The sequence below is a fragment of the Micromonospora sp. NPDC005686 genome (assembly GCF_042871665.1).
Taxonomy (GTDB): domain Bacteria; phylum Actinomycetota; class Actinomycetes; order Mycobacteriales; family Micromonosporaceae; genus Micromonospora.
On sequence record NZ_JBIAIY010000006.1, the window covers coordinates 307,339 to 329,596 of the forward strand.

Consider the following 22,258-nt stretch of genomic DNA (forward strand, 5'->3'; position numbering starts at 1 on the left):
GTAAGTTGCCACCCATGACCGAGGTGACCTCCGACGCCGCCGAGACCCGGCTGCGCCGCTCCCCGCTGCACGAGCGGCACACCGCGCTCGGCGCGAAGTTCGCCCCCTTCGGGGGCTGGCAGATGCCGCTCGAGTACGCCGGCGGCGGCGTGCTCAAGGAGCACACGGCCGTCCGCGAAGGCGTCGGCGTGTTCGACGTCTCGCACCTGGGCAAGATCCGGGTCACCGGGCCGGGCGCCGCGGAGTTCGTCAACGGCTGCCTCAGCAACGACCTCGGCCGGATCGGCCCCGGCCAGGCGCAGTACACGCTCTGCTGCGACGACACGACCGGCGGCGTGGTGGACGACATCATCGCCTACCTGCACGCCGACGACCACGTCTTCCTGATCCCCAACGCCGCGAACACCGCCGAGGTCGCCCGCCGGCTGCGCGCCGCCGCGCCCGAGGGCGTCACGGTCACCGACCAACACGAGGCGTACGCGGTGCTCGCCGTCCAGGGGCCGCGCTCGGCCGACCTGCTGGACGCGCTCGGGCTGCCCACCGGGCACGACTACATGAGCTTCTCCACCACCACGCTGGACGGTGTGGAGCTGACCGTGTGCCGCACCGGCTACACCGGCGAGCTGGGCTTCGAGCTGGTCGTCCCGGCCGAGCACGCGGTCGCCGTCTGGGACGCGATCTTCGCGGCCGCCGGCGACGTACGCGCCTGCGGCCTGGCCGCCCGGGACACGCTGCGCACCGAGATGGGCTACCCGCTGCACGGGCAGGACCTGTCCCCGGAGATCACCCCGGTGCAGGGCCGCTCCGGCTGGGCGGTGGGCTGGGACAAGGCGGCGTTCTGGGGCCGCGACGCGCTGCGCGCCGAGAAGGCCGCCGGTCCGCCCCGTACGCTGCGCGGCCTCGCCGCCGTGGACCGGGCCATCCCGCGACCCGGCATGGCCGTGTACGCGGGCGACCGGCGGGTCGGCACCGTCACCAGCGGCACGTTCAGCCCGACGCTCAAGCACGGCATCGCGCTGGCGCTGATCGACACCGACCCGAAGATGCCCGACGGCGACGAGCTGGAGGTGGACATCCGGGGCCGCCGGGCCCGGATGCGCCTGACCAGGCCGCCGTTCGTCGAGCCCTCGGTGCGCTGAGCCGGGCGGGTCAGCCCTCGCCGCGCTCGCCGGCGTCGAGGACCGCCTGCGTCCAGCCGCCCTCCAGCACGCCGGTGCCGTCCAGCACCGCCCAGTCGACCACGTCCGACGCCTCCACCACGACGGGCGAGCCGATCCGCACGCTCGGGTCGGTGTCGGCGTCACTGGCGCTGGCCGCGACGATCCGTTCCGGGGTGTCCCACGAGGTCACCCCGGCCCAGACGTACTCGGGGCCGTCGTCGCCGGGCAGGCCGTACTTGACCACGAGCTGGCTCTCCTCGGGCAGCCGCCCGGCCAGGAAGCGGGCCCGGATGTCGCCGAGCGCCTCCCGGGCGGTCTCCACCGCGCGGCTCATCGCGTCACCGGTGCGGGTGTAGCGGACGTCCGGCTGGATGCCGTTGAACAGCGTCGCGCAGGCGGCGGCGAAGTAGCGGCCGGGCGGCCCCGGATGCCCGGGCGGCGGGTTGAGGCTCAGGAACGAGTCCGCGTCCGGGTCGGTGGCCGGGTCCAGTTCCAGCCGCAGCAGCACCGGCGCGGTCGCGCCGTGCTGCTCCGGATTGCCGTACGCCACGGCGATGTCGTGCCCGGTCACCGTGGCCAGCACCGGTAGCTGCACGAACGCCGGCACCTCCTCGGCGGTGAGCCCGTCGGTCCAGTCCCGCAGCAGCCGCCGGGCCGCGCCCGTCATCACCGCGCCCCACGCCCGGGTCAGATGGTCCGGTACGCCCTGGGCCTGCAACTCCAGCAGCCCGAACCGGCGCAGCCCTTTGGTGGTGAACCAGAGCCCGTCGGTGTCGGAGGAGTAGGGCACCAGCACCCAGTCGACGAGCCGGATCCGGCCCTGTTCGTCGGGCAGCGAGCGCAACGCCGTGGCCGGGTCGAGGAACTGGAGCCCGAAGACGTCCACCACGTCCCCGCCGACCGTCTCGGCGACCGCCGCGGCCACCGCGCGGGCAGCCCACTCGTGCGCGGGCGGCCAGCCCGGCCGGTACTCGGCCTGCACCACCACCAGGTGGGTGGCGGCGGCCAGCCGGGCCAGCTGCTCCTCGGTGGCGCCGAACGCGGTGAGCAGGTCCGGCGGCAGCTCGGGGAACTCGTCGACGGTACGGGTGTCCACGGTCATCAGCGGGCTGTCGAGCATCTGCCGGGCGAGCCCGTGCACCGGCTCGGCGAGCCGGCCGGCCAGCCCTTCCACAGCTGTCTTCGGGCTCACCTTCGGCAGCCCGGTGATCGGCACCAGGTAGGTCGCGTCGAGCGACTCGGGCACCGGTACCGGCAGGAAGTCGTCCGTGATGAGCATGCCGTCCCCCTCGACCGTGCCGGTGCACTCGCCCCGAACGCTACCTGCCCGGACCGGTGACGTTCAGCCGGTCAGCACCAGTCCCAGGTAGGACAGCGTGGTGACGACCTCCACGAGCGCCCCGAGCACGTCGCCGGTGATGCCGCCGAAGCGGCGTACCAGGTGCCGGAGCAGCCCGGCCGCGACGGCGAGCGCGCCGAGCACGGCGAGCGGCCCCTGCCACGGACGGTCCGGTACGGCGGGCACGGCCGCCAGCGCGACGGCGAGCGCGCCGAGCGCCAGCGCGCCCCACCCGACAGTGCCGGCGACCAGCGCGCCCAGGCCCTCCGGCCGGGCCGCCGGCACGCCGCGGCGGCAGGCCAGGCCGACGGCGAGCCGCCCGGCCGCGGTGGCCGCGACCACGGCGGCGAGCGCGGCGAGCGCGTCCCGGCCGGCCAGCTCCGCGAGCACCGCGCTCTGGAGCAGGAGTACGAGCACCAGCGCGACCACCCCGAACGGGCCGACGTCCGGCTGCTTCATGATCTCCAGCGCGGCCGGACCGCGCCGGTACGAGCCGAGCGCGTCCACGGTGTCGGCCAGCCCGTCCAGGTGCAGGCCCCGGGTGAGCAGCGCGCCCAGTCCCACCGTGACCACGGCGGCGACGAGTGGTGGCGCGAGCGTGCCGGTGAGCAGCAGCACCCCGCCGAGTACGACGCCGAGCAGCGCGCCGACCAGCGGGGCGAGCGCCATCGCGGTGCCCGCGGCGGCCCGGTCGACGCGTCCGGCGCGTACCGGGAGGGTGGTGAACGTGGTGAGCGCCAGCCGGATGCCGTCGGCGAGCCGTGCCTCAGTCGGCACGTCGGCCGGGGGCGACCGGCTCGTCGGACCCGGTCGTGGCCGGTCCCGGCCCGGCCGGCTCCGGCTCGGCGAAGTCCGCGTCGTCGCCGGTCTGTTCGTCGTCGTCGGGGCCGCCCAGCGACGGGTGCACCGGCAGCGTGGCGGCGAGCGTCAGCGCGGAGCGCAGCAGCGGCAGCGCGGCCAGCGCGGTCGCCCCCTCGCCCAGGTCCAGCCGCAGGTCCACCAGCGGGGTCAGGCCGAGCACGTCGGCGGCGAGCCGCACGCCCGGACGACCGCCGTGGTCGGGCAGCAGGCACCAGTGCCGGGCCTGGCCGGCCAGATCGCGGCTGACCATGGCGGCGGCGGCGCCGACCGGCCCGTCCAGCAGCACCGGCACCTTACGGGCGGTGGCGCCCAGCAGCACGCCCGTGGCCAGCGCGATGTCGCCGCCGCCCAGCTCGGCCAGGACGTCCTTCGCCTCCCGGGCGGAGCGCCGGGTGCGGTGCAGCGCGTCCCGCACCGCCGCGCAGCGGACCATCCAGGCGGCGTCGTCGATCTCGCCCTGCTCGGTGACCACCCGGCCGAGCACCGTCGGCGGCTCCGCGCCCGCGGTGGCCGCGAGCACCGCCGCGGCGGCGGCCTCGGCACCCGCACCGCACGCGGCGAGCACCAGCAACTGCACGCCCGCGTCGGCGGCCTGCTCGGCGAGCCGCCAGCCGTAGCGCAGCGCCGCCTCCACCTCGTCGGCGGACAGGGCCGGACCGTCCTCGATCGGCGCCGAGGCGGGCGCCTCGACGATCTGGAGGCCGGCGCGGTTCTCGGCGGCGAGCCGGGCCAGCGCGCCCCGGCCGGCGCGGGCCTGCCGGGCGCGGCGGTCCGACTCACCGGTCGTCGCGCCGGCCGACGCGCCGCCCACGTGGTCGCCCCGGATCAGCAGTACGCGAACCGAGTCCCACGGCCGCGGCGTCGAGGTGCCCTGGGTGGCGGCGGCGAAGCCGACCACCTGTTCGAGCACGCCGAGGCCGGCGCCGGGGATGTCGAGGGTGGCGAGCCGGTCGACGGCCTGCGGCCCGGTGTAGTCGTCGGGCATCGGCAGTTCCATGCCCGGCTGGATGACCAGGCCGGTGGCGATCATCGGCAGCGCCATGGTCGGCGCGGCCCAGTCGCCGGTATCCGGTGCTCCGGGGGTGGCCGGTGCGGGCACCGGTGCGGCGGCGGGTGTGAGCACCTCGGGCAGCGTCACGTCCCCGGCGCCGAGATCGGCCGGTACGGCTCCGGTTGTCGCGGTCTGCCTCGGTGCGGGCTGGAGGGCCGCGGGCCGGAGGGCTGCGCCACGGCTCGGTGCGGCCTCGGGGGAGGTGGCCGCGAGCGGCACGGCGTGCGCAGGCGCGGCCGGCTTGAGCCACGCGGCCTGCCCGGCGACCACGAGCGCGACCGCGTCGCAGGCGTCGGCGACCGCGCGGTTGGTCGCGCCGAGCGCGTCGGTGAACGCCCGGCCCAGCGGCGTGGTGGGTACCAGGGACAGACCCACCTCCGGGCTGACCAGCACCACCCGGGCCGCGCTGGAGCGCACCGCCGTGGCCAGCTCGGTGATCGTGGCGGTGTCGTCAGCCGGCTGGTGGGCCGGGTCGAGCAGCACCGTCACCCAGCCGCCCAGGTCGTCCACGAGCAGCGTCTCGTTCGGTCCGGCGGTGGCGATCACCTCGACCAGCCGGCCCGGATCCGCGGCGGTCTCCTCGGTGGTCCAGCTTCCCGGCCGGCGGGCGCGGTGCGCCGCGAGGCGGGTCGCCCACTCGGTGTCCTCCGGGTCCCCGGCGGGGGCGGTGGCCACGTATCGGACCGTGGGCGCGTCGGCGACCAGTGACTCGGCGAATTCGGACTTGCCGGAGCGGATACCGCCGAGCACGAGGAGGGTGTGCCACCCGTCAACGGACATGCCCCGTACCTTAGATGCCGCCGCCCGGGCGGGGCAGTGAGAGGTGGCTCATCGCGGTCGGCGCTCGGGGGCCTCGAAGCGATAGTCGTTGGGATTCACGTCAACCGGCTTCGGATCCTCCTGCCAGGCTCCCTCGCCGGGGCGGGCGAGGAGCGCGTCGAGCAGCTCCTCCCGGTCCATCTCGTGGGCCGCCTCGATGCCGCCGCGTACCGCCATCGCCCGCACCTCCTCGGTGTCCATCTCCCGCAACGGCCGCATGGTGTCCTCCCTCGCTGACGACGTCCGTCGTGGATACCCCGTTGGTGACGGCCGAACCTTGCGGGCACCCGCGCGTCGGCCCGCGCCGGTCGAGGGGTGAAGCGTCGTGGGCGGGCGACTAGGCTTGCGGAGGTTTGGCGTCCTGCGGGGCGACGGCGGCGAGGGGAGACGCGGCATGGCGTGGAGCTGGCGGTACGAGGGCGCGAACGGCGACGCGGTCGACGGACCCGACGAATCGTTCCCGAGCCAGGCGGACGCCGAGTCGTGGATCGGCCAGACCTGGCGGGAGCTCGCGACATCCGGCGTCACCACGGTCGTGCTTGTCGAGGACGACCGGGTGGACTACCGGATGAGCCTGCAACCCCCGGCCGAATGACCGGCTACGACCGCCCGGGTGAGCCGCTGGTCCTCGGCGTGCCCCGGGCGGCGTTCCGGCCGAGCCCGATCTTCCTGGCCCTGGTGGCGCTCTTCGTCGCCTCCGGGGTGATGACCTGGAACCGGTACGGCAACGTCGGCTTCGACGTGTTCCTCTTCGTCGTCTCCGGGTGGCTGGTCTCGCTCTGCCTGCACGAGTACGCGCACGCCGTGGTCGCGTACCGGGCCGGTGACCGGGACATCGCACACCGCGGCTATCTCACGCTCAACCCGCTGAAGTACACCAGCCCGCTGCTGTCGATCGTGCTGCCGGTGGTCGTGGTGCTGCTCGGCGGCATCGGCCTGCCCGGTGGCGCGGTCTGGGTGGACCGGCACGCCATTCCCGGCCGGCTGCGGCACACGCTCGTCAGCCTGGCCGGGCCGGCCACCAACGTGCTGTTCACGCTGGTGCTGGTGGCGGCGGTGGCGTGGGGCCCCGAGCTGGGTGGGCCGCTGGAGTTCTGGGCCGGCGTCGGGCTGCTCGCGTTCCTCCAGCTCACCGCCAGCGTGCTCAACCTGCTGCCGGTGCCGGGCCTGGACGGCGGCAACATGCTCCAGCCCTGGCTCAGTCCCGCCTACCGGCGGATGTACGACCTGTTCGCCCCGTACGGCTTCATCCTGCTGTTCGCGCTGCTGTGGAGCCCGCAGATCAACCGGGCGTTCTTCGGCGCGGTCTTCGCCGTCGGCGACGCGCTCGGCCTGCCGCGCGAGCTTTACCAGATCGGCTACGCGCTGATCCGCTTCTGGGAGTAGCAGGCCCGTCGTTCCCGGGCCGGCGCGAACCGGCCCGGGAACGACGCGACGTCACGGACGCTGGGCCGGGCTCTCGGTCTTCGCCGGGTCCCGCTCGGTGACCGGCTCGACGATCTCGTCGATCGCCTTGAGCAGATCGGCGTCGAGCTTCACGCCCGCCGCCTTCACGTTGTCGTGCACCTGCTCCGGCCGGGACGCGCCGACGATCGCCGAGGAGACGTTCGGGTTCTGCAGCACCCACGCGACGGCCAGCTGCGGCATGGTCAGCCCGGCCTGCTCGGCCAGCGGCTTGAGCCGCTGCACCCGGGTCAGCACGTCGTCGGTCATGAACCGGGCGATGAACCCGGCCCCGGACTTCTCATCGGTGGCGCGGGAACCGGCCGGCGGCGGCTGGCCCGGCAGGTACTTGCCGGACAGCACGCCCTGGGCCATCGGCGACCAGACGATCTGGCCGATGCCCAGCTCCTCGCTGGTGGGGACGACCTCGGTCTCGATGACCCGCCACAGCATCGAGTACTGCGGCTGGTTCGAGATCAGCGGGATGCGCAGCTCACGGGCCAGCGTGTGCGCCTCGCGCAGCTGCGACGCCTTCCACTCGGAGACGCCGATGTAGTGCGCCTTGCCGGAGTGGACGACGTCGGCGAATGCCTCCATCGTCTCCTCCAGCGGGGTGCTGTAGTCGTAGCGGTGGGCCTGGTAGAGGTCCACGTGGTCGGTCTGGAGACGGCGAAGCGAGCCGTCGATCGACTCCATGATGTGCTTGCGGGACAGGCCCCTGTCGTTGCGGCCGGGACCGGTCGGCCAGTAAACCTTGGTGAAGATCTCCAGCCCTTCGCGACGCTCGCCCTTGAGCGCGCGGCCGAGCACCGACTCGGCGCGGGTGCCCGCGTACACATCGGCGGTGTCGAAGGTGGTGATGCCGCTGTCGAGGGCGGCGCGGACGCACGCGACCGCCGCGTCCTCCTCCACCTGCGAGCCGTGGGTGATCCAGTTGCCGTACGAGATCTCGCTGACCATCAGGCCGGAGCGGCCCAGGTGACGGAATTCCATGCTCCCGACCCTAGACCCGCCCGGTCCCGGACGCCGTCCGGCGCTCCCCGGCGGCGTGAGGCACAGGTCAGAGCACCGGGCTGGCATCGGCCAGCAGCCTGTCGATCTCCTCGATCACGGCCGCGCGGCCCGGGTGCACCGGGTCGATGAGCGGTTCGCCGCGCCGGTCCAGCGCCCCCCACCGGCCCGACTCGATGGTGAACAGGAACGCCACCGGGTGTACCACGACCGTCGGGTACGCGGGCGCTACCACCACCCGGCCGGTCCGGTCCACCACGCCCCGGCGGCCGGCCAGCTCGACCACCGCCAGTCCGTCGGCGGTGAACCCGTCGGCCACCCGCCCGTCCACCGGCGGCATGCCGATCCGGTGGTAGCGGGTCGGCACCACCACCTCGCCGGCGAGGTTCACCGCGCCCCAGCCGCCGTTCTGCCGTACCGCCGCCAGGCCGTTGCGGAACGGCCGGGCCTCCTCGTACCCGGGCGGGATCTTCACGATGTTCATCCGGTCGACGGCCATCCACCGGCTCTTGCCGTCCATCGACACCCAGGACAGCCCGTCGGAGAAGGGCAGCACCGACCGGTAGCCGTTGTTCGCCTCGATCAGCGCCGCGCCGGACGTGTCGATCAGCGCCCAGCGGGACGCCTCCGGTCGCCGTACCCAGGCCACTCCCTCGTGGAACGGCTGCGCCTCGGCGTACCGGTGCGCGACGACCATCTCGCCGTCGGCGTCCGCGTACCCCCAGAGCTGCTGTTCCTCGTCGAACGTCGCCACCGGCGGCCGCGGCGTGCCGAGCACCTCCTCGGGCCGGCGCGGCGCGGGCCCGAAGCCGTCGGCGGCGGCCCGTTCGGCGACCGCCGCGAGCGCGATCTCGACCCGGCCGTTCAACTGCGCGTCCTCGCCGTGACGCAGGTCCAGTGCCCGCTCGAAGTGCAGGCACGCCTCGGTCAGCCGGCCCTGGTCGTAGCAGCACCGCCCGGCGTGTTCGTGCAGCAGCGCGCGCAGCCGGTCCGGCAGCTCCGGCGAGTTCGCCTCCGCGAACAGCCGGTCCGCCTCCGCGTGGTCACCCCGCCACCGCAGCGCCTCGGCGAGCCGCGCGCGGGCCATCGCGGTCCGCCGGAACTCGCCCGTGGCCTCGGCGTACGTGACGGCCAGCCGCGCGTCGTCCAGCGCGTCGTCCAGGTCACCCAGCACGCGGGACGCCACCGCGCGCAAGCTGAGCAGCCGGGCCCGGCTGCGGTTGTCGAGCGCCGTGTCCAGCTTGCCCGTCAGCCCGTCCCGGATGACCCGCAACCGCGCCGGATCGGGCGCCTCCTCGCGCAGCGCCCGCGGGTCCAGCCGCCAGGCGACAGCGGCGAGGGCCTGCTCCGGGTCCGCCGGGGGCGGCGTCGCCGGCTCGGGGGTACGCGGAGACGGCGCGTCGTCGGTCCGACCGGCCGGCTCCGGTCGTGCTGCCCGCTCGCGGCCGTGCTCCGGTTCGGCGCCGGGCTCGTCGGTCGCCGTCTCGGCGGGCGTGACCGGGGTGTCCTGCGGCGTGCCGGCGGGTTCGGCCGTATCGGCGGGCTCGTCGCCGGGTGCGGGCTCGGTGGGGGCGACACCGGTGTGGCCGACGCCGGCAGGTCCCGTGGCGTCGTCGGCTTCGGCATGGGCGGTAGCGCCGGTCGTGGTGCGGCTGGGCGCGGGCTCGTCGTCGGCCACCTGCCGGGCCGGCGTCACGTCGGCGTGGCCGGCGTCGACCGGATCCGCAGTGCCGCCGGGCCTGTCGCCCGTTGCGGGGCCGGTGCGCGTGACATCGGCACGACCGGTGTCGGCCGATCCCGGCGTGCCGCCTGCCGATACGCGGTCGGCGTTCCCGGGGTCGGCGTTCCCGAGAACCGTGGGCGCGCCGCCTGGCGTGGCCTGCTCGTCGCCGGTGGGGCGGGCCGGCGTGCTCGGGTGCCCGGCCGCGGGGGCAGGCGTCGCCGCGGCGTCTGCCGTAGGCGCGTCGGACGTCGTCGTCGAGGCCCCCATCGCCTGCGGCTGGTCCTCAGCGGGCGAGCGCGTACCCGAAGGCGCCGCACCGGCGGGCGGCGCCACCACGTCGTCGCCGGGTTGCCGCGCGGCGGGCGCGGCATCGCCGGTCGCCGGCTCGGCCCCGTCCGTCGAAGATCTTGGTAGGAAAGGGCCCCCAGGAGGGCCGGAACCTTCCAAGATCTCTGGCGGTTCCGCGTTCTGCGAGGGCGGGGGTGCGGGCTGGCTCGGGCGGAACCACGCCTCGGGGCCGGAGGCCGTGACCGGAGAGGTCTTGTCCGCAGGTCCGTGCTCCGCCCGCTCCGACGGCTCGACAGGGCGGCCGGTGGTCGCCCCGGTTTCACGCCGTGTCGTGCCCGCCGTCGTTGCGGCGTCCACGACGCCCTCCGGACGGTTGGCCTCGATGGCCGGTGTGGGCAGGGCGGCTACTTCGGACTGCCGACGATCGGCATCCGTGCCCGGCGCGACCACGCCGGGCACCGCGGCCTCGGGCCGGCTGGTCGCGTCCGCCTCGGCGTTGGGCTGCTCGGTCGCGTCCGCCTCGGCGGCGGGCCGGGGCACGATCGGGACCGGTGGGGCGACCGGGCGCTCCACCGAGCCCGGGGGCGTGGGCATCGCCCGCTCGGCGGAAGGCGGGCCGTGATGATCGCCGGTCCGGTCCTGCGGTGATGCCGGTCGGGTCGCGCCTTCGGCCCGGTCCTGCGGCGGCGTCGGCCGGGTCGCGTCCTCGGTCCGGTCTGCCGATTCGGTGCCGCCGGCACCCCGTCCGCCGGGAGCGGACGCGCCGGAGGCGGGCGGGTCGGAAGCAGGCGCCTCGAAGGCGGGCGGGCTGGAAGCGGGCACGCCGGCACGCGGCGGCATGGGTGTGACCACGCCGGGAGCCGGGGCGGTCGCGACAGGCGCGCCGGCCCCCGGCGCGGGAGATGGGGATGGTGGGGCGTCGCCGACCGGGGCCGGCGGGTGAGCGGCCGGCCGTACCGGCCACTGCGCCGGCGGCGCGGACCTGGGCGAATCCGGCGGTGCCGACCCGCGTACGTCCGGCGGCGCCGGACCCCGGTCGGGTGATCCCGGCCGGTGCCCGTCGGGGCGTGCCGGCCACTGCTGGGCGCGGGCCTCGGGGCGGACGGTGACGTCTGGCTGCGGCCGACCGGGTTCGGGGCGGGACGGGGCGGTGGGCGGCCGGGTGGCGGAGGGCTGGGAGCGCGGCTCGTCGCGGGAACCGGCGAGGTCGAGCTGGTCGCCCGGATCGGCCGGCCGGGTGTCCCGCGAGCCGGGACGGCCGGAACCGCCCTGTTCCGGGTGGCGTACGTCGGCTCGGGCGGCTTCGGACGGCGGCATCGGGTAACGCGGCGCCGCGGGCCGGTCCGTGGACGGGTGCCGGCGGTCGTCCGGCTGCCGCGGATCCGGCTCCGGGCGGGAACGTGGCTCGACGATCGGCCACTCGCCCTGGTGCGGGCGGGGCCGGTCGACCGGCTGGCGCTGACCCTGCCACCGCTGGTCGGCGGCGGGACGCGACGTGCCGTAGCGATCGGGCGGCTCGGTCTGGGACCGCCCGTTCTCCGGCGCGCGACGCCGGGTCTCGGGGTGCGCGGCGGCCTCCCGGCCCGGCGCGTGACCGTCCACTGGCGTACGGCCGTCCACTGGCATACGGCCGTCCACTGGCGTACGGCCGTCCACCGGCTCGCGCCGGTCCCCCGGAGGGCGGCGGTCCGGCTCCTGCCAGCCGTCACGGTGCGGCTCGCGCCGGCCGTCACGGGCCGGTCCGACCCATCCGGCCGCGCCCCGCACCGGCGGAGTCACAGCGCCGTCGCGCCGGTCGACGGGGCGCCCGGTGCCGTGGTCACGCCGTCCGTCCGACGGGGGTTCCCGCCGGTCGTCCGGGAAGACGCCACGGCGTCCGTCGGACGGAGACTCGCGACGCCCGGTGGGGGAGTGGTCGGGCCGAGCGTCGGGCGCGGCGCCCCACCGCTGTCCCGAAGCGGCCGGACGGCCCTCGGCCGGGTGCGGGCGATCGGCCCGGCGGTCGGCGGCGTGCGGGAACTCGTTCGGCTCCGGCATCCAGCCGGGCTGAGACGGCCGGCGCGGCGCGGCGTCGGGGCGCGTCCAGCGTTGGTCGAGACGCTCGGGCGGCACCGGCGGCCCGGGGCGGCGCCGGTCCTCCGGCCATGGCCGCCCGCCGTCCGCGGCGGGTCCGTCCGGGTGTCCACGCCGGTCGTCCGGTGCGGCACCGGCGGGGCGCGGCCCGCCGCGACCCACGGGTCCGGCCGGGTACGCCCCGCGTGAAGCCGGCGGACCGCTCGACTCGGCCCCGCGCGGACCGGCCGGACTGGTCGGGTACGTGCCGTGCGCGCCAGCGGGACTGACCGGATCGACCCGGCGCGACCCGGCCGGGCTCACCGGATGCGTGCCGTGCGGACCCGCCGGGCTCACCGGGTACGTGCCGTGCGGGCCCGCCGGGCTGACCTGGTGCGTGCCGTGTGGGCCCGCCGGGCTCACCGGGTACGGGCGGTGTGGGCCGGCCGGGCTGACGGGATACGAGTCGTGCGGCCCAGCCGGGCTGACGGGGTACGCGTCATGGGGAGCGGCCGGGTTGACCGGGCGTACCTCGGCCCGGCCGACCACGGCGCGACGGGGCGGAGTCAGGTTCTCGATGCCGATGTCACCCGGGTAGCGCTGTCCGGGGAACTGCGGCTGCCACTCGTGGGTGGGCTCGGCGGCCCAGGCCGGTTCGGCCGGCTCGCGCCAGCCACCCCAGCCGCTCATCGGCAACCCCTCCCGCCGCTCGCGCGGGACGGCCCCGGGGCCGGCTCGCGTCGCTCGCTCACGGCGGTGTCACCTCATTGGAAATTCTCGCGCTGGGGCCCGGACGTACCGGTAGAGTCGCCCGGTCCAGCACGTCGTGGCTGCGGAAGGAGGGTAACGGCGTGGGCTCGGTCACCGCCACTGTCGCACCACCTACCGGCGCACACGTTACCCCATGGTTTCGGACATTCGGCGCGATCGCGGCGGCCGGGTTCCGGCGGCACGCCACCTACCGGCAGGCCGCCGTGGCGGGGTTGTGCACAAACACCGTGTTCGGCTTTCTGCGTTGCTACATCTTCCTCGCGGCGGCAGGCGCGGCGGGCACCGTGGCCGGCTACGACCGGGCGCAGCTCGCCACGTTCGTCTGGGCCGGCCAGGGGCTGCTGGCGGTCATCGCCGTCTGGGGCTGGACCGATCTGGCCGACCGGATCCGTACCGGCGAGGTGGCCGCCGACCTGCTGCGGCCGGTGCACCCGGTGACCAGCTACCTCGCCGCCGACCTGGGCCGGGCCGGGTTCGCGTCGCTGGCCCGGCTGGTGCCGCCGCTGGTGATCGGCCCGTTCTTCTTCGCCGTGTACGTGCCCCGGCACTGGGCCACCGCGCCGCTGTTCCTGCTCTCCGCGCTGCTCGCGGTGGTGGTCTGCTTCGGCTGCCGCTACCTGGTCAACGCCGCCGCGTACTGGTTGCAGGACGTGCGGGGCCCGATGATCCTGTGGACGCTCGGCTCCGGCGTGCTGGCCGGGCTCTACTTCCCGCTCGGCTTCCTGCCGGGTCCGCTGGAGACGATCCTGCGGTACGCCACGCCGTTCCCCAGCATCCTCCAGGTGCCGCTGGACGTGCTGGTCGAGCGCGAGCCGATGGCCACCGGTCTCACCCTGGTCGCGGTGCAGGCCGGCTGGGCGGTGCTGCTGCTGGCGCTGTGCCGGCTGGTCCAGCGCCGCGCCGAGCGCCGTCTGGTGGTCCAGGGTGGCTGAGCGCGGTAGCGCGTCCGGGGTGGCTGAGCGCGGCAGCGCGTCCAGGGTGGCTGAGCTGAAGGCGTACCGGGCGCTGCTCGGGGCGCAGGCGCGGTCGCAGGCGGCGTACCGCACCTCGTTCGTGGTGGACCTGGTCGGCAACGTGGGCGCCACCGTGTTCGACGTGGTCACCGTCCTGGTGCTCTTCGGCGTGACGCGGGAGCTGGGCGGCTTCACGCTGCGCGAGACGCTCGTCGTGGTCGGCCTGTCGTCGTGCGGCTTCGCCACCGCCGACCTGCTGGTCGGCAACATCGAACGGCTTCCCCGGTACGTGCGCACCGGCCTCTTCGACGCCGTGCTGGTCCGCCCGCTCGGTGCGCTGCCGCAACTGCTGCTGATGGACCTGCCGTTGCGCAAGCTGTCCCGGGCCGTGTTCGGGCTGGCCGTGCTGATTTTTGCGCTCGCCTCGGCCGGCATCGACTGGACGCCGGGACGGATCGCGCTGGCGGTGGTCGCCCCGCTGGCCGCCGTGGTCTTCTTCGGCTCGGTCTTCGTGCTGACCGCCACCGTGTCGTTCTACTGGGTCGACTCCGGCGAGCTGGCCAACGCGGTCACCTACGGCGGGCGCGACTTCACCTCGTACCCGGTCACCGTGTACGGCGGCTGGTTCCGCGCGCTGTTCGCGTACGGGATGGGGTTCGCCTTCGTCAGTTACCATCCGGCGCTGGCGCTGCTGGGCCGCGCCGACCCGCTCGGCCTGCCGCCCTGGGCGGGCTGGGCCGCGCCGGGCGTCGCGGTGGTCGCCGCGGCGCTGGCCGCCCTGGCGTGGCGCGTCGGGGTCCGTCACTACCGGAGTACGGGGTCATGAGCGTCATCGAGATGGACGGTCTGCGCAAGGAGTTCACGATCCGGGTGAAGGCCGGGCCGCTGCGGCGCGAGAAGCGGACGGTGACCGCCGTCGACGGGGTCGACCTGCGGGTGGAGCGCGGCGAGATGCTCGGCTACATCGGCCCGAACGGCGCCGGGAAGTCGACCACGCTGAAGATGCTGACCGGCGTGCTGACGCCCTCGGCGGGCCGGGCGCGGGTGTGCGGGCTGCGCCCGGTGGCTGACCGGACGCGGCTGGCGCTGCGCATCGGGGTGGTGTTCGGGCAGCGCTCGCAGCTCTGGTGGGACCTGCCGCTGCGGGACTCGTTCGACCTGCTGCGGCACGTCTACCGGGTGCCGGCCGGCGCGCACGCGGCCCGGCTGGCCCGCTGCCGGGAGCTGCTCGACCTGGACGGGTTCCTGGACACCCCGGTCCGGCAGCTCTCGCTGGGCCAGCGGATGCGCGGCGAGCTGACCGCGGCGCTGCTGCACGGCCCGGAGGTGCTGTTCCTGGACGAGCCGACGATCGGCCTGGATGTGGTGAGCAAGCAGGCCGTGCGCGGCTTCCTGGCCGAGCTGGGCCGGGCCGGCGACACCACGCTGGTGCTCACCACGCACGACCTGGCCGACATCGAGCGGCTGTGCCGGCGGCTCGTGGTGATCGACCACGGGCGGGTGGTGCACGACGGGTCGATCGCGGAGCTGCACCGCCGGTACGGCTCGCGCCGCATGGTGGTCGCCGAGCTGGACGCGGCGCTGCCCGAGCCGCCGGTGCTGCCCGGCGCGCCGGTGCAGCGGGTGGAGGCGGACGGGCGGCGGCTGGTCTTCGCGCTGGAACGGGCGAGCGTCGCCGAGGTGGTGGCCGGGCTGGCCGGCCTGACCACGTTGCGGGACATCTCGATCGTGGAGCCCGACATCGAGGAGGTGGTGACGCGCCTCTACCGCGCGCCGTCCGCGGTCACGGGTGCTCCATGACGAGCACGGCGAAGGTGCCGGGGGCCAGCGCCTCGTACTGGTGCGGGATGTCACCGGGGAAGGTGGCGTAGTCGCCGGGTGCCAGCTCGACCGGGTCGGTCTCGGGGCCGACGCGCATCCGCCCGGCGGCGACAACGATGTGCTCGACGCTGCGCGGGGTGTGCGCCTCGGCGAGCCGTACCGCGCCGGGTTCCAGCTCCAACACGTAGACGTCGCGCCGGGCGTGCGGCGCCCCGGCGGCGAGCAGCGTGGCCGAGAAGTCGGCGTGCTCGGACCCGATCCGCGGCCCCTGCCCGGCGCGTACCACCCGGACGGCGGCGCTCGGCGGTTCGACCAGGCGACTGAACGGTACGTCCAGCGCGACGCCGAGCGCCCAGAGCGTCTCCACGCTGGGGTTGCCGGCGCCGGACTCCAACTGGGACAGGGTGGACTTGGCGATCCCGGCGCGGCGGGCCAGCTCGGTCAGCGACAGGCTCGCCCGCTCGCGCTCGCGGCGCAGCGCGGCGGCGATGGTGGCGAGTGGGGGAGCGGGGTCTATCGCCATGTGTTCGCTCCATCGGTCGGTTTGTTCGGTTTGACGAACCAGCGTGCTGCGTTCAGGATAATGGACATGCGTACGGCATACCGAACGGGCGACGCCCGGGTGCTCCGCGACGTCGCCGCCATCGGCGCTGCGATGATCGCCGTGGGCGCGTCGTTCGGTGCCATGGCGGTGGCCGCCGGCCTGCCGGTGTGGGCCACGCTGGCCATGTCGGCGCTCGTCTACGCCGGTGGCGCCCAGTTCATGGCCGTCGGGCTCGTCGCGGCCGGCAGTCCGCTCGCGGCGGTCCTCGCCGGCCTGCTCCTGAACGCCCGGCACCTGCCGTTCGGCCTCGCCCTCGGCGGTGCGCTGGGCACCCGGTCGACGCGGCGGCTGCTCGGCAGCCACCTGATGACCGACGAGGCGACGGCGTTCGCGCTGGCCCGCCCGGCCGGACCGCAGCGACGCCGGGCGTTCTGGCTCGCCGGAGTGCTGCTGTTCCTGGCCTGGAACGCCGGCACCGCGCTCGGCGTGCTCGCCGGCGGCGCGGCCGGCGACCCGGCCGCCCTGGGACTCGACGCCGCCTTCCCGGCCGGACTGGCGGCCCTGCTGCTGCCCAGCCTGCGCGACCGGGAGACCCGCCGGGTGGCGATTCTCGGCGCCGGACTCGCCGTGCTGGCGACCCCGCTGCTGCCGGCCGGGCTGCCGGTGCTGCTCGCGCTCGCCGCGCTGGCCCTGCCGCTGCTGGCCCGCCGCCGCTCACCCGCCGCACCGGACGTGAAACCCGAGCCGTCCCACCGGGAAGCCGCGGGGGAGGTCTCGTGCTGATCGCGGTGATCCTCGCGCTGGCCGCCGGCACCTACGGTTTCCGGGTCGCCGGTGTGCTGCTGCGGGACCGGCTGGACCTGCCCGAATGGGCCCACCACCTGCTGCCGGTCGGCGCCGCCACGTTGCTGGCCGCGCTCGCCGCGACCGCGGCGCTCACCGAGGCCGGCGGCTTCGCCGGCTGTGCCCGGCCCGCCGGAGTGCTCGTCGGCCTGCTGCTCGCCTGGCGCCGGGCCCCGTTCGTGCTGGTCGTGGTCGCGGCGGCGGCAACCACCGCGGTACTGCGCCTGCTCGGGGTGGCCTGACGACGACGCCGGCCCGGCCGCACACGGAACGGCCCCTCACCGCCGGGGCGGGAAGGGGCCGATCGGGTCGAGCGAGGTCAGACCTTGTCGCCGATGTTCACCCGGGGCGCGGGCGCGCGCATCCGGCGGAACGTGATCGACCGCATGATCGCGTAGAAGTAGAGCGAGCCGAGTTTCTCGGTGCTCTTGGGGAAGCGCTCGCGGACCAGCCGCTTGATCTTCCGGGAGATCAGCACCGAGTCGATCAGCACGCCGAGGGCCAGCGCGCCCCAGAGCACGTTCGACAGCACCCGCACGATCGGCGGCATGGCCTGGTTGGAGCCGAACAGCACGATCAGCGCGCCGCCGAAGAACCAGGTGCCGATCGTACGCCGGGAGTCGACCACGTTGCGGGCCAGCAGCCGCTCCGGGCCCCGGTCACGCGGGCCGCCCTCACGGCGGAACTCGGCGGCGGCCTCGGCGCGGGCGGCACGGCGCTGCGCGCGGGCCTCCTCCTTGGTCAGCGGCTTGGCCGGCGCGGTCGGCCGGCGACCGGCGACCGGGCGCTTCGGCGTGACCTGCCCGAGTTCCTTCTTGCTTGGCGTGTAGCCCCGGGGGCGGGCGGCGGACTCCTCGTCGGTCGTCACAGCGGTGACGGACTCCTCGACGAGGTCGGCGGACTTGCGGCGAAACAGCGACGGCACGCGGCAAGGGTAGCCAACGGGCCGCGCCCGGTGCACATCACGGTGCACCGGGCGCGGACGAGCGAAGGCGGAGGGCGGTCAGGGGCGCTCGACGTGCGCGCCGAGGTCGGCCAGTTTGGCCTCGAAGTCCTCGTAGCCGCGGTTGATCAGGTCCACGCCGTACACCCGGGAGGTGCCCTCGGCGGCCAGCGCCGCGATCAGGTGGCTGAACCCGGCCCGCAGGTCCGGGATGACCAGGTCGGCCGCGTGCAGCTTGCTCGGCCCGGCGATCACCGCGGAGTGCTTGAAGTTGCGCCGGCCGAAGCGGCACGGGGTGCCGCCGAGGCAGTCCCGGTAGACCTGGATGTTGGCGCCCATCGTGTTCAGCGCCTCGGTGTAGCCGAGCCGCTGCTCGTAGACCGTCTCGTGGACGATCGACAGGCCGCGGGCCTGGGTGAGCGCGACCACCAGCGGCTGCTGCCAGTCGGTCATGAACCCGGGGTGCACGTCGGTCTCCAGCGCCACCGCGTTCAGCTCGCCGCCCGGGTGCCAGAACCGGATGCCGCCCTCCTGGCCCGGGCCGCCGCCGCGCGGCGGGCGCAGGTCGGTGACCTCGTACTCGCCGCCGACCGACCGGAAGATGTTCAGGAAGGTCATCATGTCGGCCTGCTGGGCGCCCAGCACCTCGACGTGACCGCGGGTGGCCAGCGCCGCCGCCGCCCAGCTCGCCGCCTCGATCCGGTCCGGGATCGGCCGGTGGGTGTAGCCGTGCAGCTTCTTGACGCCCTGGATCTCGATCACCCGGTCGGTGTGCACCTTGATGATCGCGCCCATCTTCTGCAGCACGCAGATGAGGTCGACGATCTCCGGCTCGACCGCCGCGTTGCGCAGCTCGGTGACGCCCTCGGCCATCACCGCGGTGAGCAGCACCTGCTCGGTGGCGCCCACGCTCGGGTACGGCAGCGAGAACTTCGTGCCGTGCAGCCCGTTGGGCGCGGACAGGTGCAGGCCCTCCGGCGTCTTCTCGACAGTGGCGCCGAACTCGCGCAGCGCCCGGAGGTGGAAGTCGATCGGACGCGGGCCGATGTGGCAGCCGCCCAGGTCGGGGATGAAGGCGTGGCCGAGCCGGTGCAGCAGCGGGCCGCAGAACAGGATCGGGATCCGGCTGGACCCGGCGTGCACGTTGATCTGGTCGGTGCTGGCGCTCTCGACGTTGGAGGGGTCGAAGACGAGCTCGCCCTCCTCGTCGCCGTCGCTGACCTTGACGCCGTGCAGGCCGAGCAGACCGCGGACCACCTCGACGTCACGGATGCGCGGCACGTCGAACAGCCGGCTGGGTGTGTCGCCCAGCAGGGCGGCCACCATCGCCTTGGACACCAGGTTCTTCGCGCCGCGCACGCGGATCCGCCCTTCGAGCGGAGTACCTCCGTGTACGACCAGGACGTCGTCGGTCAACGCAACCTCCAGCGCGTTGGGTGCTGCCGTGTCTAGTGGTGGGTGCACGAAGTTCATCGCTACCCGGAACGCGGCCATGGGAAAACGGGCCGCGTGTGTCGTCGCCCCGGCAGCATAGCCCTCCGTGACGGAAATGGAATCGGTCACATCGCCAGGGAGGGCACGAACCGGGGTGTCCGGTGCGTTTCCGTGCCAGCTGCGTAACCGAGGGTGATCAAGCTCCCGGGAGTGCGAGCATCTGGTCCAGCGCCGACCGAGCGTGCCGGGCGGTCTCCGGATCGACGGTGATCTGGTTCACCACCCGACCGGCGACCAGCTCCTCCAGCGCCCAGACCAGATGCGGCAGGTCGATCCGGTTCATCGTCGAGCAGTAGCAGACCGCCCGGTCGAGGAACATGATCTGCTTGTCCGGGTGGGCCAGCGCGAGCCGGCGGACCAGGTTCAGCTCCGTGCCCACCGCCCACGCCGAGCCGGCCGGGGCCGCGTCGATGGTCCGGATGATGAACTCGGTCGAGCCGACCAGGTCGGCGGCGTTCACCACCTCGTGCCGGCACTCCGGGTGCACCAGCACGTTCACGCCCGGAACCCGCTCGCGTACGTCGTCGACGCTGTCGAGCGTGAACCGGCCGTGCACCGAGCAGTGGCCGCGCCACAGGATCATCTTCGCGTCGCGCAGCTGCTCCGGGGTCAGCCCGCCGCCCGGCTTGTGCGGGTCGTAGAGCACGCAGTCGTCGAGCGAGAAGCCCATCTCCAGCACCGCGGTGTTGCGGCCCAGGTGCTGGTCGGGCAGGAACAGCACCTTGCGGCCCTGCTCGAAGGCCCAGTCCAGGGCCCGCTTGGCGTTCGACGAGGTGCAGACCACGCCGCCGTTACGGCCGACGAAGCCCTTGATGTCGGCCGAGGAGTTCATGTACGTCACCGGGACGGTGTCCGCCGCGATGCCCAGGTCGGTGAGCGTGTCCCACGCGGTCTCGACCTGCGAAAGCACCGCCATGTCGGCCATCGAGCAGCCGGCCGCGAGGTCGGGCAGGATCACCTTCTGCGCGTCCGAGGTGAGGATGTCCGCGCTCTCGGCCATGAAGTGCACGCCGCAGAAGACGATGTACTCCGCGTCCGGGCGGGCCGCCGCCTCCCGGGCCAGCTTGAACGAGTCGCCCGTCACGTCGGCGAACTGGATCACCTCGTCGCGCTGGTAGTGGTGGCCCAGGACGAACACCTTCGTGCCGAGCGCGGCCTTCGCGGCGGCGGCGCGGGCCACCAGGCCGCTGTCGCTCGGTGCGGGGAGATCACCCGGACACTCCACGCCACGCTCGGTGGCGCTGTCGCTGCCGCGGCCGAGGAGCAGCAGCGCCGTGGCGGTGTTGGACGGCTCAACCCAGGTCGAAGTCACGCCCCCATGGTCCCACAGCGCGCCCGCGCCGCAGCCGCGTCGGATGTGGCCTGCCACACTGCTGCGCATGCGCGTGCTGCTCTGCCCGGACAAGTTCGCCGGCACGCTGCCGGCCCCCGACGTGGCCGCCGCGGTGGCCGAGGGCTGGCGGGACGTCGCCCCCGGCGACGAACTGCTGGTCCGGCCGCTCGCCGACGGCGGGCCCGGGTTCGTCGACGTGCTCGCCGGAGCGCTCGGCGGGCGCCGGCTGCCGGTGCCCACCGTCGACCCGCTGGGCCGCCCGGCCGCCGGTGAGATCCTGCTCACCGACGACGGCACGGCATACCTGGAGAGCGCGCAGGCGTGCGGACTGCACCTGCTCGCCGCCGCCGAACGCGACCCGAAGGCCACCACCTCGTACGGGCTGGGACTGCTCGTCGCCGCCGCGGTCGAGGCGGGCGCGCGCACGGTGGTGGCAGGGCTGGGCGGCTCGGCCACCAACGACGGCGGCGCCGGGATGCTCGTACCGCTGGGTGTCACGCCGCTGGACGGCGCGGGCCGGGCCCTGCCGTACGGCGGCGCGGCGCTGACCGAGGTGGCCGCGCTCGACGGCGAGCCCCGGCTGCGCGGCGCCACGCTCGTCGCCGCCACCGACGTGGACAACCCGCTGCTCGGGCTGCACGGCGCGAGCAGCGTCTTCGGCCCCCAGAAGGGCGCCGACCGGGGTGACGTGCTGCTGCTGGACGCCGCGCTGGCCCGCTGGGCGCAGGTGCTCACCGAGCGGCTGCCGGACTGCCCGTCCGGGCTGGGCGCGCTGCCCGGCGGCGGCGCGGCCGGCGGTCTCGGCGCGGCGGTGCTGGCGCTGGGCGGCCGGTGCGAGTCCGGCATCGGGCTGGTCACCCGCGCGGTGAAGCTGGACGCCGCGCTCGACGCCGCCGACCTGGTGATCACCGGCGAGGGCTCGTTCGACCACCAGTCGCTGCGCGGCAAGGTGGTCGCCGGTGTGGCCGGGGCCGCCCGGGACCGGGGCGTGCCCTGCGTGGTGCTGGCGGGACGGGTGAGCACCGGGCGGCGGGAGGCCGCCGCGGCCGGGGTGACCGAGGCGCACAGCCTGGTCGAGCACTTCGGTGGCGAGGAACACGGGGGAGTGGACGCGGCGATGACCCGCCCGGCCGAAGGGCTGCGCGCGCTCGGCGCCCGGCTGGCCCGGCAATGGAGCCGCTGACCGGTTCCGCTGCTCACGCCGCCGGGTGGTGACGCCGGGAGCGGCGTACGATCGAAAGACGGACCACACCGGGAATCACTGGCGGACGTGCGGCGTTGGCCAGGACGTCCGGACCCATACCGCGCAGGGAGACTTCCACGTGACCACGCCAGCGCAGACCGAGTCGACCGAGGCCAAGGCCCCCAGCACCGTCGTCCTCACCGACGTCGCGGCGCAGAAGGTCAAGGCCCTGATCGAGCAGGAGGGCCGCGACGACCTGCGGCTCCGGGTCGCGGTGCAGCCGGGTGGCTGCTCCGGCCTGCGGTACCAGCTGTTCTTCGACGAGCGCTCGCTCGACGGTGACGTCGTCACCGACTACGACGGTGTCGAGGTCGTCGTCGACCGGATGAGCGCTCCCTACCTGACCGGCGCCACCATCGACTTCGCCGACCGGATCGACGCCCAGGGCTTCACCATCGACAACCCGAACGCGGGCAACTCCTGCGCCTGTGGCGACTCCTTCAGCTGAGTCGACCGACCGAAAGCGGGGGGGGGGGGGCGGCCGCGGGGGGGGGGGGGGGGGGGCGGGGGTAGGTGGGGGGGGGGGGGGGGGGGGGGGGGGGGGGGGGGGGGGGGGGGGCGGCCGT

At 75.0% G+C, this 22,258-nt stretch carries 20 protein-coding genes; 10 read left to right on the forward strand and 10 right to left on the reverse strand.

The genetic code is table 11. The annotated features are described in order from the left end of the window. Positions 1-14 precede the first annotated feature (14 nt). A complete protein-coding gene (gene gcvT, locus ACFYON_RS16785) occupies positions 15-1,139 on the forward strand; it encodes a glycine cleavage system aminomethyltransferase GcvT (RefSeq protein WP_354869875.1) in 1,125 nt (374 codons plus the stop codon). 10 nt (positions 1,140-1,149) lie between these two features. Here gcvT and ACFYON_RS16790 read toward each other — a convergent pair whose 3' ends face one another. The 4 genes from ACFYON_RS16790 to ACFYON_RS16805 all read right to left on the reverse strand — a co-directional run bounded on the left by ACFYON_RS16790 (position 1,150) and on the right by ACFYON_RS16805 (position 5,449). Then, positions 1,150-2,439 (reverse strand): DUF2314 domain-containing protein, encoded by a 1,290-nt coding sequence (locus ACFYON_RS16790; protein ID WP_354869878.1) that lies wholly within the window; start codon positions 2,437-2,439, stop codon positions 1,150-1,152. A 63-nt stretch (positions 2,440-2,502) separates the two neighbouring features. Continuing rightward, positions 2,503-3,276: an adenosylcobinamide-GDP ribazoletransferase gene (gene cobS / locus ACFYON_RS16795; RefSeq protein WP_354869880.1), complete on the reverse strand. Its 774-nt coding sequence runs from the start codon at positions 3,274-3,276 to the stop codon at positions 2,503-2,505. Next, complete coding sequence (locus ACFYON_RS16800; RefSeq protein ID WP_354869882.1) at positions 3,266-5,191, reverse strand: bifunctional adenosylcobinamide kinase/adenosylcobinamide-phosphate guanylyltransferase; 1,926 nt, start codon at positions 5,189-5,191, stop codon at positions 3,266-3,268. Before ACFYON_RS16800 ends, cobS begins: the two co-directional genes overlap by 11 nt. A gap of 48 nt (positions 5,192-5,239) precedes the next feature. Then, positions 5,240-5,449, reverse strand: a complete 210-nt coding sequence (locus ACFYON_RS16805; RefSeq protein ID WP_030500114.1) for a hypothetical protein — start codon at positions 5,447-5,449, stop codon at positions 5,240-5,242. 175 nt (positions 5,450-5,624) lie between these two features. On the opposite strand from ACFYON_RS16805, the gene ACFYON_RS16810 reads away from it, so the two are divergent. Both ACFYON_RS16810 and ACFYON_RS16815 read left to right on the forward strand, forming a co-directional pair. Beyond that, complete coding sequence (locus tag ACFYON_RS16810; RefSeq protein WP_354869885.1) at positions 5,625-5,825, forward strand: hypothetical protein; 201 nt, start codon at positions 5,625-5,627, stop codon at positions 5,823-5,825. Further along, on the forward strand, positions 5,822-6,616 hold the full coding sequence (locus ACFYON_RS16815; RefSeq protein WP_128138698.1) for a site-2 protease family protein: 795 nt from the start codon (positions 5,822-5,824) through the stop codon (positions 6,614-6,616). Before ACFYON_RS16810 ends, ACFYON_RS16815 begins: the two co-directional genes overlap by 4 nt. Before the next feature lie 51 nt (positions 6,617-6,667). On the opposite strand, the gene ACFYON_RS16820 is transcribed toward ACFYON_RS16815, so the two are convergent. Continuing rightward, positions 6,668-7,666 (reverse strand): aldo/keto reductase family protein, encoded by a 999-nt coding sequence (locus tag ACFYON_RS16820; protein WP_354869888.1) that lies wholly within the window; start codon positions 7,664-7,666, stop codon positions 6,668-6,670. A gap of 67 nt (positions 7,667-7,733) precedes the next feature. Next, entirely contained in the window at positions 7,734-12,437 is a 4,704-nt protein-coding gene (locus ACFYON_RS16825) for a WG repeat-containing protein (protein ID WP_357708951.1), read from the reverse strand. A gap of 161 nt (positions 12,438-12,598) precedes the next feature. On the opposite strand from ACFYON_RS16825, the gene ACFYON_RS16830 reads away from it, so the two are divergent. Genes ACFYON_RS16830 through ACFYON_RS16840 form a run of 3 tightly spaced genes read left to right on the forward strand, consistent with a single transcriptional unit; the run spans position 12,599 to position 15,271 of the window. Next, positions 12,599-13,450, forward strand: a complete 852-nt coding sequence (locus ACFYON_RS16830; RefSeq protein WP_354869894.1) for an ABC-2 family transporter protein — start codon at positions 12,599-12,601, stop codon at positions 13,448-13,450. Positions 13,451-13,496: 46 nt separating this feature from the next. Further along, complete coding sequence (locus ACFYON_RS16835) at positions 13,497-14,297, forward strand: ABC-2 family transporter protein (RefSeq protein WP_354869897.1); 801 nt, start codon at positions 13,497-13,499, stop codon at positions 14,295-14,297. Beyond that, the gene (locus tag ACFYON_RS16840) at positions 14,294-15,271 is read left to right on the forward strand and encodes an ATP-binding cassette domain-containing protein (protein WP_354869899.1); all 978 of its coding nucleotides are present in this window, start codon (positions 14,294-14,296) and stop codon (positions 15,269-15,271) included. The genes ACFYON_RS16835 and ACFYON_RS16840 overlap by 4 nt, the downstream gene beginning before the upstream one ends. Here ACFYON_RS16840 and ACFYON_RS16845 read toward each other — a convergent pair. Next, positions 15,255-15,815, reverse strand: a complete 561-nt coding sequence (locus ACFYON_RS16845) for an XRE family transcriptional regulator (RefSeq protein ID WP_354869902.1) — start codon at positions 15,813-15,815, stop codon at positions 15,255-15,257. The two genes, ACFYON_RS16840 and ACFYON_RS16845, sit on opposite strands and share 17 nt — an antisense overlap. Positions 15,816-15,881: 66 nt before the next feature. On the opposite strand from ACFYON_RS16845, the gene ACFYON_RS16850 reads away from it, so the two are divergent. Continuing rightward, positions 15,882-16,619, forward strand: a complete 738-nt coding sequence (locus tag ACFYON_RS16850) for an AzlC family ABC transporter permease (protein WP_354869905.1) — start codon at positions 15,882-15,884, stop codon at positions 16,617-16,619. After that, the gene (locus tag ACFYON_RS16855) at positions 16,613-16,921 is read left to right on the forward strand and encodes an AzlD domain-containing protein (protein ID WP_354869907.1); all 309 of its coding nucleotides are present in this window, start codon (positions 16,613-16,615) and stop codon (positions 16,919-16,921) included. Before ACFYON_RS16850 ends, ACFYON_RS16855 begins: the two co-directional genes overlap by 7 nt. Before the next feature lie 77 nt (positions 16,922-16,998). On the opposite strand, the gene ACFYON_RS16860 is transcribed toward ACFYON_RS16855, so the two are convergent. The 3 genes from ACFYON_RS16860 to nadA form a co-directional block, all read right to left on the reverse strand. Continuing rightward, on the reverse strand, positions 16,999-17,604 hold the full coding sequence (locus ACFYON_RS16860) for a DUF3043 domain-containing protein (RefSeq protein WP_354869910.1): 606 nt from the start codon (positions 17,602-17,604) through the stop codon (positions 16,999-17,001). Between the two features lie 78 nt (positions 17,605-17,682). After that, on the reverse strand, positions 17,683-19,038 hold the full coding sequence (gene murA, locus ACFYON_RS16865; RefSeq protein WP_354869911.1) for a UDP-N-acetylglucosamine 1-carboxyvinyltransferase: 1,356 nt from the start codon (positions 19,036-19,038) through the stop codon (positions 17,683-17,685). Between the two features lie 214 nt (positions 19,039-19,252). Continuing rightward, positions 19,253-20,428 carry a quinolinate synthase NadA gene (gene nadA, locus ACFYON_RS16870; protein WP_354869913.1) on the reverse strand — a complete coding sequence of 392 codons (1,176 nt, stop codon included), beginning with the start codon at positions 20,426-20,428 and terminating at the stop codon, positions 19,253-19,255. A gap of 43 nt (positions 20,429-20,471) precedes the next feature. Between nadA and ACFYON_RS16875 the strand changes: the two genes are divergently transcribed. After that, on the forward strand, positions 20,472-21,632 hold the full coding sequence (locus tag ACFYON_RS16875; protein WP_354869916.1) for a glycerate kinase: 1,161 nt from the start codon (positions 20,472-20,474) through the stop codon (positions 21,630-21,632). Positions 21,633-21,771: 139 nt separating this feature from the next. Then, complete coding sequence (gene erpA / locus ACFYON_RS16880; protein WP_269704820.1) at positions 21,772-22,140, forward strand: iron-sulfur cluster insertion protein ErpA; 369 nt, start codon at positions 21,772-21,774, stop codon at positions 22,138-22,140. Positions 22,141-22,258 lie beyond the last annotated feature (118 nt).